General features: G+C 58.3%; 9 protein-coding genes. 6 read left to right on the top strand and 3 right to left on the bottom strand.

All coding sequences use genetic code 11. The features are described 5' to 3' along the window. Window positions 1-22 precede the first annotated feature (22 nt). Window positions 23-886, top strand: coding sequence for a phosphatase PAP2 family protein (locus AB4N43_RS12975; protein ID WP_460154121.1), 864 nt, complete (start codon window positions 23-25; stop codon window positions 884-886). Here the strand turns inward: AB4N43_RS12975 and AB4N43_RS12970 are convergent. Next, the gene (locus AB4N43_RS12970; protein WP_059181657.1) at window positions 837-2,276 is read right to left on the bottom strand and encodes an ArnT family glycosyltransferase; all 1,440 of its coding nucleotides are present in this window, start codon (window positions 2,274-2,276) and stop codon (window positions 837-839) included. The two genes, AB4N43_RS12975 and AB4N43_RS12970, sit on opposite strands and share 50 nt — an antisense overlap. Window positions 2,277-2,617: 341 nt before the next feature. Beyond that, window positions 2,618-4,024 carry a DUF2252 domain-containing protein gene (locus tag AB4N43_RS12965; RefSeq protein ID WP_027924417.1) on the bottom strand — a complete coding sequence of 469 codons (1,407 nt, stop codon included), beginning with the start codon at window positions 4,022-4,024 and terminating at the stop codon, window positions 2,618-2,620. A 144-nt stretch (window positions 4,025-4,168) separates the two neighbouring features. Here AB4N43_RS12965 and AB4N43_RS12960 point away from each other — a divergent pair, with 144 nt between their 5' ends. Together AB4N43_RS12960 and AB4N43_RS12955 are read left to right on the top strand one after the other, a co-directional pair. Then, complete coding sequence (locus AB4N43_RS12960) at window positions 4,169-4,474, top strand: hypothetical protein (protein ID WP_460154120.1); 306 nt, start codon at window positions 4,169-4,171, stop codon at window positions 4,472-4,474. Window positions 4,475-5,022: 548 nt separating this feature from the next. Then, window positions 5,023-5,976, top strand: a complete 954-nt coding sequence (locus tag AB4N43_RS12955; RefSeq protein ID WP_027924419.1) for an antitoxin Xre/MbcA/ParS toxin-binding domain-containing protein — start codon at window positions 5,023-5,025, stop codon at window positions 5,974-5,976. Between the two features lie 69 nt (window positions 5,977-6,045). On the opposite strand, the gene AB4N43_RS12950 is transcribed toward AB4N43_RS12955, so the two are convergent. Then, window positions 6,046-6,963, bottom strand: a complete 918-nt coding sequence (locus AB4N43_RS12950; RefSeq protein ID WP_027924420.1) for a hypothetical protein — start codon at window positions 6,961-6,963, stop codon at window positions 6,046-6,048. Between the two features lie 438 nt (window positions 6,964-7,401). On the opposite strand from AB4N43_RS12950, the gene AB4N43_RS12945 reads away from it, so the two are divergent. From AB4N43_RS12945 to AB4N43_RS12935, 3 genes are all read left to right on the top strand, one after another. After that, window positions 7,402-8,334: an NAD-dependent epimerase/dehydratase family protein gene (locus AB4N43_RS12945; protein WP_027924421.1), complete on the top strand. Its 933-nt coding sequence runs from the start codon at window positions 7,402-7,404 to the stop codon at window positions 8,332-8,334. Window positions 8,335-8,397: 63 nt separating this feature from the next. Then, window positions 8,398-11,211 (top strand): endo alpha-1,4 polygalactosaminidase, encoded by a 2,814-nt coding sequence (locus tag AB4N43_RS12940; RefSeq protein WP_460154119.1) that lies wholly within the window; start codon window positions 8,398-8,400, stop codon window positions 11,209-11,211. After that, window positions 11,189-14,779 (top strand): tetratricopeptide repeat protein, encoded by a 3,591-nt coding sequence (locus AB4N43_RS12935; protein ID WP_460154118.1) that lies wholly within the window; start codon window positions 11,189-11,191, stop codon window positions 14,777-14,779. Before AB4N43_RS12940 ends, AB4N43_RS12935 begins: the two co-directional genes overlap by 23 nt. Window positions 14,780-14,790: the final 11 nt, after the last annotated feature.

The raw sequence follows: 14,790 nt of genomic DNA, 5'->3' as shown, positions 1-14,790 counted from the left end.
TTTCTCTGGATCAGGACACACAATGCTGAATTTTTCCCGCCACCGCTTTTACTGGGTGAACTTTGGTATTGCGCTCGCCTGCGCGGCCGTGGTTTTCCTGATGTTCGACATGACAAAAATCGACATCTGGTTCAGCAACCTTCTTTTTGACCCGGCCACCCAGACCTTCCCGCTCGACAAGGTTCACTTCTTCGAGAAGCTCACGCACAAGTGGGCGCGGATCATTCCGAACTGGACCGGTGAAATCGCCTTGATCGGCATGTTGCTTTCGTTTGTCTGGCCACTGGTCAACCCGCAAAAACGTCCGCGTATCGGTCAATTCCTGGAGCGGATCAAAGCCGCCCCGGTGCTGCGGTTTACCGCCGACCATCGCCGTGACTTTATCTTTGTGGTGGTGGCATTTGCCGTGTGCACCGGCGTGATCCATTTCCTCAAGGCACACACCAGCGTGTACTGCCCGATTGAAACGACCCTCTACGGCGGCAAGATTGCCCACATGGAGTGGTACAACAACTTCCAGCTGTTCCGGGAAGCCGGTGACGGTCGCTGCTGGCCGGGTGGGCATGCGTCGGGCGGTTTCACCATGCTTGCGCTGTATTTCGTTGCGCGCCGCTACCAATGGCGTTTTTCCAAAGCGGTGTTGTGGTTTTCGTTGGTGCTGGGTTTCGTTTACGGCACTACGCGGGTTCTGCAAGGCTGGCACTACATGTCCCACACCTTCTGGGCCGGGATCTTTGTCTGGCTGGCGTGCTTGCTGACAGCCCTGGCGTTTTACGGTCGGGCCAGGCTGGATGTGCCGGTGCTGCAAAAGGCCGAGCGCTCCAATGTTTATGTGGCTAAAGGCTCACAAAGTAGTAAGCCTGTCGCCCCACCGTCATTGTCTTGAGCACTTTCAACGGCGCGGCCGGTTCGGTATCACCGGACATGACCGCGACGTTGGACGCTGATGCCGCCAGAAACTCATGCAGTTGCGCGTCAGTGTCCAGGCCTTTGAGCAGGCGCTGGCTGTAGAACACACTGGCGCCACCCACCCGCTCATTGGCCTGGAACAAGGCGACGAGTTGTCCATTGGCCTGCATCGTCTGAATCTGTGCGATCAGCGGCACAAAGGACAACGTGCGATCCGCCAGCGGCATCGCCCATTGTGCGGCGCCAAGGTAGCCGCCAATCACCACGGCGAACACGCCGATCACCCCGCCCCGTCGATACCGTGCGATGCAGCCCAACAGGGAGGCGGCGGTTTCACGCGTCTTCAGTTTTGCGTAGAGCACGCTCGCGTATTCCGCCGCAATCACCGCTGCCGCCGGTGTCATCGACATCAGGTACACGGTGCGTTTGCTTGAGGCCAGCGTCAGCATGGCGAACTGTGCCAGCAGCCACAGCGTGAAAAACAACAAGTAACGATTGGCCATCAGGCTTTTACGGAAATGCCACAGCCCCAGGTACACCAGAATGTTCCATGGCAAAAACGCTTGCGGCAGCTTGGCCAGGTAGTAGTAGAACGGTTCGTAATGGCCGGCCTCGACGAACGAGCCGCTGAAGCGTCCGACACTGTTGGTCAACAGCACATCCGTCACGGCCTGCGCACCACTTTGCCGGTAAAGCAGGGCGAGCCAGATCAGCAACGGCGCCAGTCCCAACAGCGTCAACAGTGCGGGGCGCAGCCAAGCCGACAGGTTCAGGCGCTTGTCGATCAACGTGTCGGCCAACAGGTACGCGAAGATCACCACACCCGGCATCGCCAGGCCCAACACGCCTTTGCTCAAGGTCGCGATGGCAATCCCTGCGCAAAACAGCATCGCGTTGCCGAGCGTCGACTGTCGATGCCCTTGAAAGAACGCGAGCAATGCCATGGTCACACCCAATGCCAGCAAGGCGTCTTCGCCGACGCCACGCACGTTGCTCCAGTAACTGGCCATGGTGGCGAGCAGGATACCCGCCGTCCACGCGATTTCTTTCGGGCGGCCAAACCGGCGCAGCATCGCGTAAAGCATCATCACGCAGAACAACCCGGCAAAAGCCGACGCCAGTCGTACGGCCCACGGTGTGCCGCCGAACACGCGAATTGCTGCGGCATCGAGCCACAAACTTAATGGCGGTTTTTCAAGAAACGGCTCGCCAAACAAGCGGGGTGTCACCCAGTCGTTATCCAGGTGCATTTCCATCGCGATCCCGGCGACCCGAGCCTCGGTGGAACCTTGCAGTTGGTAATTGCCCAGCGCGAAGAAGAACAACAAAGCGGCAAGCAGAAACAGTGAAGCGGCGGGGCGGGACATGGACGTCGATGACCGGACAGAGAGCTGAGAGGCCGATCATAGGAAATGAGAGCTGAACGAAATGTGAACGGCGCGTAGTAATCGAGTAATAGAAAACCCAACCCATTGGCAGTGCCGATCAGTTAAGCCTGATCGCAATCCTACAAAAATGACGTTGCGGCAGAAATTGCTTTACTGATCGGCATTAGCCTAATGGCGACCCTTTCTTTCAGGCAAAAAAAAGCCCGCGGGAGGGCGGGCAAACCGTAGTTTCTTGAATGAGCGAGGGCAATGTACCGATTGTTGAGGCGCGATGGGGTGAAGAAAAGTTCATGTAGATGAACGCCCGCGCGCCAGTGTGTCTACGGCAAGTGATCCGCCGCAAAGTCCGCCTCTGAACGCGCGCGCAACTGGCCTTTGCGGCAGGCTTGCTGGAATCGTTCATAGTCGCGGTCATTCTGGTCGGTGTACTTTTTTGCATACTTGACCAGGGCTTCCGCCAGCGCATCGCTCTTGCCGATGTAGCCGCTGATCTGCGAGGCGTGCCCGGATGATTTGGCATGCGCGCGGGCGAGGGCGCGACCACACAAACGTCCGTAGGCCGCAAAGGCTTCGGCATCGAAGTTTTCCAGTTCGGCTGAAATCTTCATGTCGCGCAACTGGCGCACATAAAAGTGTCGACCGCTGGGGCCGGTGGCCCAGCCGAGGAACAGGTCACTGGCCGACTGCATCAAGCGCTGACCATTGACCACGCGCTGCCCCTCATGGCGGACACGTGATTTGACCTTCACGTAATCAGCGAGCACCGAACGCCGCGCTTCCTTGAATTGAAGGAACAACGGGAACTCCTGTTCATCCGTCAGCAACGCCACCAGGCAACGGGTGCCGACACTGCCCACGCCCACCACTTTGAAGGCCATGTCGTGAACGTGAAACCGTGACAGCAACTCACGCCGGTCAGCTTGAAGTGTGGCTCGGTAATCGCTCATGAACGTTTTGTACAACGGGCGCCAGTCCGAGAGGCGCAGCCAGTCATCGTCGGCATCCAGCAGCGTGGTGTCTTTATGCAGGTGGAAAATTTCCGGCAGGTCATCGCGAATCACCAAATGACCTTTCGCGTCACGCTCGCTGATCTTTGGCAGCAGCTCGGCATGCGTCCGCCGCTCGGCTTTTGCGATGGCGCGCTCCACATGCTCCAGCGTGCTTTTGCTCGCCTGCTTGAGCAAATCATCGTAATTGATGGACTCGTACCAGTTTTCCAGAGAGCTTTGTTGGGCACACTCGAGCATGGTGTCCTGATAGGCGCGCACAACCTGGAGACAGACGTTTTCTTCCACCGTCTCACCATGGCGCAAATCACGGGCCGCCACCATGAAACTCGCCACCAGGCGCTTCACGTCCCACTCCCAAGGGCCGGGGTGGACCTCGTCGAAATCATTGACGCTGAACAACAAATTGCGCTCAGGTGTGGCGAAACCGCCGAAGTTCATCAGGTGGCAATCGCCGCAGATCGTCGACACCAGCCCCATGTTGGACGTGGTCGCCAGGTCGTGAGCTTGCAGCAAAGCGTTGCCACGATAGAAGGTGAACGGCGACACGAGCATGCGCCCATACCGCAACTCGACCAGCGACTTCACCCGGCCTTCGCTGGACCGCTTGATCAGCGGGATGGGGTCACGGGTCACTTTTCCCATGGACGCTTGAGCACTGCGCGAGCAGTTTTTGCGAGCATCCTTGCCTTGCTTCAAACGGTTTTCGAGGGTGGTCATGGGGGCTCTTTTTGGGTCGGTGTCATGAGGTGGGATCGAGCTGAGTGTAGAAGGGGTTCGCAGGCTCATCCAAAGTGATTGAGCAGCGACTAATCTGTCCTTCATGCCTTTGTTCCCACTCGCAACCCGGCAACAAGGAGGCTTGTGCTCTCACTGCTTATATCGCTGCTGCTGGCCTTCCTGATCGGCTGGGTGTCCCAGCGCATAGGCATGTGCCTGGTCAATGCCACGGGGTTGTTGCTCAGGCGTCGACCGACGTTGTTTGTGTCTTTGATCACATGCGGTTTGTTCGGTCTGTTACTGGCGCCGCTCTATGCAGTGTTTGGTGTCAGTCAGCCGCTATTCATTCCTGAAGTCGGCTATCTGTCACTGGTAGGCGGCGGGCTGTTGTTTGGTCTCGCCACGCCCCTGCTGTCAAACAGGGATGGGTGGCAGCCGTACGCGGGTTGACAGACCGGCAAACCAGAAACCGGTGCATCCGAAGATGCCCCACGCACAACCGCCATGAAAAAAATGCACACGCGTAAGCATGCCGTTTTATCAGGAAGAGTGAAAGTTACTGGTTTTCAGCCTGTCAAAGCCGATCGCTGTTTTGTAGCGACATCTGAAGGCTATCGACGCAGAACCGCTTCCGCCAGTTCATGGAAGTCGATACGAGTTGCGGGAAGTTTCCTAGGACTTGGACTACATATTTTTTCAGGGGAGCGAATGTTTCTTGGAATACGGTTTGGAAGTGTCAGAGGAATCAAACTACATTCACCAACCTATATTCCTACAGGGTGTGTCGGTTGACTGCTAGGAAGCGGATACCTCAATGTTTGTTCATTGCCTCGGCAGGTCGACAACTCTCAATGATCATCAAATGGGCATTGACGATTGCGGTTTAACTGCTTAAAGTCTGCGTCAACAACTAACCCATATCTCCGGCGTGGCGTGACCATCTGGAGAATGGGGAAAAAGCCGACGAAAGTCGGTTTTTTCGTATCTGGAGCATGGAAATGCAACAAAATCTGCAGATCGGACCTCTGCGAACGCGTATCTATATTGACGGCTATAACTTGTATTACGGTTGTCTGCGAAACACTCCTTATAAGTGGCTCGACATTGTGGCTCTTTTTGAACGCTGCATACTTCCATCGATTCTTTTGAGGTGCGAACTGGGGGATACACTTATATCGAGTCTTTCATCTGCTCCATCAATAAAATATTTCACAGCAAAAATCGTGGAGCGCGTGGCACGTGGTAGCGACTCTGTTTCATCTCAGGCGCGCTATCACACTGCATTAAGGAAGCTGTATACCGATGATGTTCAAATTATCGAGGGCTACTTTTCTGTGAGTAAAACCATCGTAAAAACGGTGGACGATAATTATCCGAATCGAGCTCCGCGCGAATGTCATGAAATGCTTGTCTGGAAAATAGAGGAGAAGCAAAGCGACGTAAATATTTCGCTGGAGGCCTATCACGACTCCCTTTCAGGCTCTATCGATCAAGTGGTTTTCGTGACTAATGACACGGACATAGCTCCAGCTTTAAAAATGATTCGCGAACATTCTCGTGTGAAAGTTGGACTGGTTATTCCAACAACGGATCATGAGCGTGTACCGAACACCGAGCTTGCCAATTTGGCTCACTGGGTCCGGACACACATCACCAAGGACGAGCTTGCATCTAGCCAATTACCCCGCGTGATCCTTGGGCGAAAACCGACGGTAAAGCCAGAGTCCTGGTATGCCCGACCAGATTTGCTGCACAAAATCCTGGCGTTGGCGATTCCAGTAAAAGGAGATAAGGGGCGAGCGTTCAAGTGGATGGGACAACCTAATCCTTATCTTGATAACAGGTGTCCAATTGACCTTGTTGAAACGGAAGAGGGTGCCCAACAAGTGATTGATTACATAACCCTCTGGCTAGGCACTCGGGCTTCGGAAATAGAGCTTCAACCGGACTGAGGGGATTACTCAACTATCCATGTGAAAAGATGCGTGCAAACATTTTGAATGCTATGCGTGCGTGGATTCTCAAAACTCAGTCCCCTCACCCCCCTTCAAAACCCACCCAGCCTCCCCAGCCACCAACCGATACTCAACCTGCCGCATCTTCCCCGTCCTCCCCGCCCCAGCCTCCGCACTGTCATAAACCGGAAACCGCCGCACCAGCGCATTCTCCACCACTGCAAACTCATCTTCCCCCTGATACCCCTCGGCCACTTTTGCGTTCTCACTAACCGGCGGAAGGTAAATCTCGCTCAGCGACTTCTTATGGTTAGCCGCATACGCCACCAACTCCCCCGGCATCCCGCGCCCCGGTGCTCTGGCGAACACGTAAATCTCCGGCGAACCATCGCGATCCAGGTCGGCGACTTCTGCGCGGGCAATGTTGCCTGTCAGTGGTCGAGTGATCGCCGAGTTGTCGATTTCCAGCCCTTGCGGCGAGATGCGTACCACAGGATTCCCGTCGACCCATTCGCCCTTCACCTGAAAGCGTATGCCTTGCAGCTCGAGTGTCTGATCAAACGGCTGGGCGCTGTCCGTCACCGGGCTGAGGTTCAATGAGAGGTTGTAATTAGCCACTTCGTTGCGCCGCGCCGCATTGCGCATCAGGTACACCTGGACCGTGTACACCCCATCAACAGGCAACGGGCCCATGAAGTGGTTACCCATGATCGAACCGTTGAACAGCGCGGTGTCCTGGCCTTTGGTGGCGATGTTGAAGTACGCCGATGCGTTGGAGGGTTTGAGGTCGACGGTCAGTATCTGGCCTGCTTTTGCGCTGACGCGGTATTGCGCGGTGAGTGGGCCTTTGATGGATTGGTCGAACCTGGCGCTGTCGCTGCCTTTATCAAAAGGAACCTGCTCGACACGTGGTTCGACCTCGGAGGCAGCCTGCGCAAAAGTAGCGATGATTGAAAACAGACCGACGGTAATCCAGCGATTCATGATTAGTTTCCGCGAAGTGCTGAAACGAAAGGATAGATCAGTGAATCAATTCGGCCGAAAACCGATTGGATCTGCCCAGAAAGCCCGGTCTGGATATCGCCGCGATCCGCCTCGATTCTGCGGTCATCGTCCAGTGGCTTGTGTCGATAAGTATTGAAGTACTGACGCAAGTTCAGCGTCGACGGGAGAAGGGTTTGTAACCGGACGTAGAAGCCCGGTTTAGACGAGTCTGTCGGGCAAGCGTGGCAATAACATGACACTTTGAATCTAATAAATGCCGTCAAATAAATGACTGTTTTCCAGTTCGGCGTTAGTTTAGACAAACTATTGACAGTCCCCCTCTGAACTCCCATTATCGGCCGCGTTTTGGTGGCCTTGCGCCATAAAAGCGGCGGAATTCAACCACTCGTATCCGCTCAACTGTTCAGGGAGAAAGTCATGTTTGTCGAGCGAATACTGGTTACCGGCGGGGCGGGTTTTATTGGGTCGCACCTTGTTGAAGCGTTGCTTGGCAAGGGCTACAAGGTTCGCGTGCTGGATAATTTGTCGACCGGCAAAGTGGCTAATCTGCCGATGGACAATGCCAATCTGAACCTGGTCATCGGTGATGCGGCGGATGGTGTTGTCGTTGAGCAGGCCATGCGCGATTGCAGCGCTGTCGTTCACCTGGCGGCGGTCGCCTCGGTGCAAGCCTCGGTGGATGATCCGGTCAGCACTCATCAAAGCAACTTTGTCAGCACCCTGAACGTCTGCGAGAGCATGTCGAAGGCCGGGATCAAGCGCGTGGTGTATGCGTCCAGCGCGGCCATTTACGGCAACAACGGTGAAGGCACGGCGATTCACGAAGACACGCCGAAATCCCCGCTCACGCCGTACGCCGCCGACAAACTGGCCGGTGAGTACTACCTGGATTTCTATCGCCGCGAACACGGCCTGGAACCGATGATCTTCCGCTTCTTCAACATCTTCGGGCCGCGCCAGGATCCGTCTTCGCCGTACTCCGGCGTGATCAGCATTTTCACCAAGCTGGCCATGGCCGAGCAGTCGGTGGCGATCTTTGGCGACGGTGGGCAGACCCGCGATTTCGTTTACGTCCAAGACCTGGTGAGCATTCTCGTCCAGGCCCTGGAAGTGAACGAACCGAGCCCCGGTGCGGTCAACGTTGGGCTCAGCCGTTCCACCAGCCTCAACGACCTGATCGCCGAATTGGGGACTGTCGTCGGCACCCCGTTGAAGGTGATTCATCACGCACCACGACAAGGCGACATTCGCCACTCGCGTGCCAACAACGCTCGCCTGCTCGAGCGTTTCAAACTCCCTGAGCCGACCACCATCGGCAAGGGTTTGGCGCAGCTAATCCGCAGTCTGTAACGCGGCCGGTCCCCCGGCACGACGTTCAATCAGCATCGACTCAGTCACACTCAAGAGTGCGTTATGGAAATCGTTTTTCGCAGGACGCGTGTCCGCTCGGCCGCCAAACGGCTGTTGGCTGCCATCGCGCTTATCGTGAGTGGCCCGGCTGCCCAGGCCGCCGCGTTGCCACAGCCCTCTAGTGTGACGTTCTGGTACGCCGATCAGCCGCCGATCCCGGAGCTCGCACAGTTCGACTGGTCGGTGGTCGAGCCCGGGCACATGAGGCAGGGCGACGTGAAAACCCTGCGTGATTTGGGCAGCCAACCATTCGCTTACCTGTCGATTGGCGAGTTCGCCGGCAACAAGGCTGACATCGACAAAGCCCACCTTGGCGGCGCAGTCAGCCCGGTGCGCAACGGCGCCTGGGACAGTCAGGTGATGAACCTGGCAGCGCCGGCGTGGCGTGAACATTTGTTCGGCCGCGCCAAGACGTTGCAGGCCGAAGGCTATGCCGGGTTGTTCCTCGACACCCTCGACAGTTTCCAGTTGCAGCCCGAAGCGGACCGAGAAACACAGCGCCTTGCACTCGCCAGTTTTCTGCGCGAATTGCACCAGCGTCAGCCGACGCTGAAGCTGTTTTTCAACCGTGGCTTTGAAGTCCTGCCCGAGCTTGACGGTGTGGCCGCCGCGGTGGCGGTCGAGTCGATCCATGCCGGTTGGGATGCGACCGCCAAGCGCTATCGCCCGGTGCCTGAGGCCGACCGTGCGTGGCTGGAAACCCAGATCCAGCCGTTGCGCGCCAAAGGCATCCCGCTGGTGGCCATCGACTATTTGCCGCCGGAACGTCGCGATGAAGCGCGCAAGCTGGCCAAACGTCTGCGCGAAGAAGGGTTCATTCCGTACATTGGTACACCTGAACTGGACTCGATGGGCATCAGCAACATCGAAGTCCAGCCGCGCCGGGTCGCGCTGCTGTTCGATCCGCGCGAAGGCGACCTGATCCGCAACGCCGGCCACACCCTGCTCGGCGGCTTGCTCGAATACCTCGGCTACCGGGTGGATTACCTGCCGGTGGACAACACCCTGCCGCAGTACCGCTTCAGCGGTTTGTACGCCGGCGTCATCACCTGGATGACCAGCGGCCCGCCGCAGGATGCCCCGGCGTTCAACACCTGGATCGGCAAGCGCCTGGACGAGCAAGTCCCGGTGGTGTTCTTTTCCGGGCTGCCGATTCTGGAACCGTTGCTGCTCAAGCGTCTGGGCCTGACACGCGAAGCGCCCATCGCCACCCAAGCGTTGAGCATCACCTATCAGGACAAGGCGCTGATCGGAGCGTTCGAAGCACCGGTGCAGCCCCGATCCCGTGACCTGACCGCGATTTCCCTGCTGCCCAAAGGCCCGAAAGCCGCGTTGCTGCTGACCGCCGCCGACGGCCAGACCTTTGCGCCGGTCGCCGTCGCCGACTGGGGCGGACTGGCGCTTGCGCCGTACATTCTCGAAGCGAACAACGAGCGCAGCCGCTGGATTCTCGACCCGTTCGCGTTCCTTCAAGCCAGCCTGCGCCTGCCGGTGCAACCGCGCCCGGACACCACCACTGAAAACGGTCGACGTATCGCCACCGTGCATATCGACGGCGATGGTTTCCCGTCGCGCGCCGAAGTACGTGGCACGCCGTACGCCGGCAAGCAGGTGCTCGACGATTTCATTCGTCCCAATCCGTTTCTGACCTCGGTGTCGGTGATCGAAGGTGAAATTTCGCCACGCGGGATGTTCCCGTTTCTCGCCCGCGAGCTGGAGCCGATTGCCCGTGAGTTGTTCGCCGACCCGAAAGTCGAAGTCGCCACGCACACCTTCAGCCATCCGTTTTTCCTGCAGCCTGAACTGGCCAAGCAGCGTGAAAATTTCCATCCGGAATACGGCTTGAAAATGGCCATTCCGGGCTACGACAAAATTGATTTCCGTCGCGAAATTTTTGGCTCGCGCGACTACATCAACCAGCACCTCACCACCCCGGAAAAACCGGTGAAGATGGTGTTCTGGCCGGGCGATGCGTTGCCGTCGGCCGCCACGATCAAACTGGCTTACGACGCCGGCCTGAAAAACGTCAATGGCGCCGAGACCATGATGACCAAGGCCAACCCGTCGCTGACCGGTTTGAACCCGTTGCTGCGTCCCACCGAAGGCGGTTTGCAGTACTACGCGCCGATCATCAACGAGAACCTCTACACCAACCTGTGGAAAGGCCCGTACTACGGCTTCCGCGATGTGATCGACACCTTCGAACTCACCGACAGCCCGCGACGTATGCGCGGCTTGCACCTGTATTACCACTTCTACTCGAGCACCAAGCAGGCCTCGATCAAGGCCATGGGCGAGATCTACGGCTACATGAAAACGCAGCAGCCGATGTCGCTGTGGATGAGCGATTACCTCGATCGTTTGCACGGTTTGTATCAAGTGAGCATGGCGCGCACCGCTGACGGCGCCTGGCAAATTCGTGGGCTCGACGCACTGCGTACCGTGCGGCTCGACCCGCAAATGGGCTGGCCGGACCTGATGCGCTCGCAAGGCGTTGCCGGTGTTCGCGACTTGCCGCAAGGCCGTTACGTGGCCTTGAGCCGCGACCATGCATTGCTCGTATTGCGTCCCGATCGGGATGAAAGACCGGCACTGGAGGACGCCAATCTGCCGCTGGTGGACTGGCGCTACGTGGATGAGCGCCAGGTGGACTTTTCGTTTGCCGGGCAGGTCGACCTGACCTTCTCCGTGCGCGCCTCGGGCACATGCCGGGTTGAAGTGGACGGACAACGTTTTGCAGGCAAGGCATCCGCCGGCCTGTGGACTTTTCAATTACCAATGAAGCAGGTGAGTCATGGTCAGCTCTTCTGCAACTAAGTCTTCAGCCACTAAAAGCAGCCGCCTGCTCAATCCGTGGACATTGGCGGTGGTGGCCGTGGCGGTCGGCGGCATCCTTTGGCTGACGTTCCAGCGCGAAGAAGTGTTCCAGCCCGATGGTCGTGAACCGGATGCGGTGTCGGCCAATTACGCCGAACTGCTGTTGTCGGCGCACCCGGACGACGATCACTTGCGACTGCAATTGGTCGACCTGTTGATTCGTCTCGGCGACTACACCAAGGCGCGTCAACACCTTGAGAGTTGGCCGAAGCCGGAGCTTGGGTTGCAGGCGTATTACCGGCTGGAACTGGATGCGCTGGAAGCGGCGAAGGCTGACGATCCGGTCGCTCAAAAAGCCTTGATCGAACGCCTGCAAGGCTTCGATCACAGCATGCTGCCGCTACCGCAATTGCAGAACCTGGCCAAGCTGGCGCTGACCCTTCAGGCACCGGCGTTCGCCGCCAGCGTCTACGAAGAAATTGCCGGGCGCGATCCGGCGCAGCGCATCGAGTCGCTCAAGTCCGCCGCGCAGTGGTATCTGGCCGGTGAGAAACCGGATCGCGCTGCCGAGATTTATCTGCAACTGAAAAAGGACAGTAAAGGCTCCGAGCGTCGTGAATACGCACAACTGGCCTTCAACAGCCTGTTGGCCGCCGGTCACGGGGACCAGGCCGTGCAGGTGCTCGCGGATGAATTGGATCAGCTCAAGGATCCGCAAAATGATGCGGCGTGGCTGGAGCAGGGCGTCGATGTCGCCGTCGGCAGCCAGCGCTTCGATCTGGCGCAGCGATTCGTTGATCAGTGGCGAGTCTTGCAACCCGACAACGCGCAAATCCTCAGGAAGGAATTCGGCATGCGCCTGGCGCTTGGCGATCTGGCCGGTGCCTGGGAAAGCGGTGAGCAGCTCGTGGCCGAACACCCGGATGACTTGGCCTTGCTCGAGCAAATGGCCCATCTGGGCGAATGGCGTGGCGACGGTCAGGCGGCCCTGGCCTATTGGATTCGCTTGCTGAAACTGCACGAAGACCCGCAAACCCGCGAACACGCGTGGCGTCTGGCGAGCCAGCAGTACGACTTCGATCAGGCGATTCCTTTGCTCGCCGACATCATGCAGCAGCGTGCGCTGACTGACGTCGAACTTGATGCGCTGATCTACGGCCACGAATCACGCGGCACGCCGACCGAAGCCGAAGCCTGGTTGCGCGCTTACCTGAACAAGTACCCGACCCATCGCCTGGCGTGGACGCGTCTGGTGCAGAACCTGGAAAACACCGGGCAGTACGCGCACAAGGCCGAGACTTACAAGAGCTACTCGAAACGTTTTGCACTGACCACCTCCGAACGCATCGATTGGGCCAACACCTACTTGAAGCTGTTTGATAATCAGTCGGCGTGGGGCGTGGTGCAGATCGATAACCGCAAGATCACCGACGAGGAATATTGGAGTCTGCGAGCCTCGCTGGCCTGGGCTCTGGAACTCGACGACGAGCTGCAAGCGTCTCTGGAAAAACTCCTCGCCCTGCGCGGTTCGCTCAACAGTGGCGACGAAAGTCAGCTGATCACGATGTACCGCACCAGCGATCCGAAACGCGCCCTGACCATGATGGTCGGCAGTTGGCAGCGCGTGCATGATCCGCTGCGTCTGGTCGAGGCCTTGCAGCAAGCTCAGGACTTGCAGGACTGGCCGCAAGTCGCCGCCCTGCTCAAGAGTGCCGAGCAATACCCGGACGCCAACGAGCAGGCGCAGGTATTGGCGATTCGCGGTGCTTTGGCGGTGCAGCAGGGACAAACCGAGGAAGCACAGCGCTTGTATCAGTTGGGACTGTCGCGTTTCCCGGATGACAACCTGTTCCGCGAACGCCTGATGTGGCTCTACATCGATCAGGGCAATACCACCGCGCTGAAACCGTTGCTGACTGAATGGCGCCCGCAAGCGCGGCAAGACCGGATTCTGTGGCTGCCGTTCGCCAGTGCCAGCCAGTTGCTCGGTCGTGAAAGCGAAGCGTTGGCCTGGTATCGCCTGTACCTCAAGACCAGTCCGCAGGATTGGCTGGTGCGTGCGGCGTATGCCGATGCCCTCGAAAGCGCCGGTTATCGCGATGCGGCCCAACGCCTGCGCCTGAAGTTGCTGCGCAGCCCTGAGGGTGAAGAGATCAAACCGTCTTCCCAGCGTTATGCGATCTGGTTGCGTCTCATGGCCAGCAGCTATTCGCCGGGCAAAGCAGCGAATGAAGTCGCGCAGTGGAAGGACGGTTCGCCGGCGATGCTGCAATTGTGGTTTGAACGGTTGCTGGCGCGTCTCGACGCGACGAACCAGGAATCGCAGAAAGACCAGTGGCTGGATTGGGCACGCAGCCAGGGCTTGAAGGTCGAGCGCTATGAAGAGATTCAGCAAGCCTTGCGCAGCCGCAACAAGCAGCAGGTCGAAACCCTGTTGGCCAGCAACGACTTGAACCCGGCGCAACGTGCGCAGGCCCTCAGTCGTCTTGGCCGATACGCCGAAGCCCTCGACCTTAACGAATCCGCATTGGGTGACGATCAACCGGCCGCGGTGCGTGAGCAACTGCGTCGCCAAGCCGTGGAACTTCAGGAATTGACGCCGCAAGGCGCGCAGTTGTCCTGGCATCAACAGGATTTCGGCGGCCTGGAATTCAACGGCCCGCGCCTGCAAGTGGCGCACAACCTGGGCGATCAGTGGTACGCCAACCTTGAGCTGGAACAGGGCACGTACAACAGCGATCAACTGATTGAATCGCGCATGGGCGACGAGAATAACGCCGGCCTGACCTTGCAGCGTTTCGTCGAGGACGGCAGTTACAAGTTGTTCGCCGACACCAGTCAGCGCAAGGACGATGACCGCAATGGCCTGGGCCTGTCGCGGATCTGGCAGCTGGACGTCAGTGACCAGATCGAAGCGGGCCTGGACTGGAATCGCAAGAGCGAAGACAGCGGCTTGATGCGCGCTTTCGGCCAACACGACAGCCTGTGGCTCGGCGGTCGTCACGGCTTGTCGGCGCGGGATCAGATCAGTTGGGAAGTGGCGCAGAAATCCTTCTCCACCCGCGCGGGCGATTCCCTGGGTAACGGCCAGGCGCTGAAGATGGAATACAACCACACGCTGGAGTTCGCCGGGCCTAACTGGACCGTGCGCAGCGGTGTCGATTATCAGCACAACAACGTCAAGGACCGCACCCTGGATTACCTGTCCAGCGCCAACGGCGGCCCGGTGAAAAGCGTTGATAACTCGGATGATCCAGCGGTCGTCACGGCCGAAGATCTGCTGCAAAGCCGTTACGGCCAACTCTATGTCGGCAGCTCCTGGCGTCGCGGTTTGCCGGGCGCGCTGGTGCGCACTCGTCCGCAATACACCTGGCTGGTGGACGTCACGGCGGGCTGGCAATGGCTGGATCAAACCTTCAACTACGGCATCAACACCGGGATCGGCGTCGAAGTGCTGGGCGATGACGAATTGGCCCTGACCTTCGGCTACCAATCCGCGCCACAAGGCGGGGATGGTCAGGCGGGCGGAACACTGGGTGTGAGCTACGGCGTGCGATTCGGACGCTGATCATGAAATGT

The organism is Pseudomonas sp. S2_B07, assembly GCF_054668435.1.
Note: the sequence above shows the minus strand (reverse complement) of the source record. Positions and strands in the feature narration are given on the sequence as shown.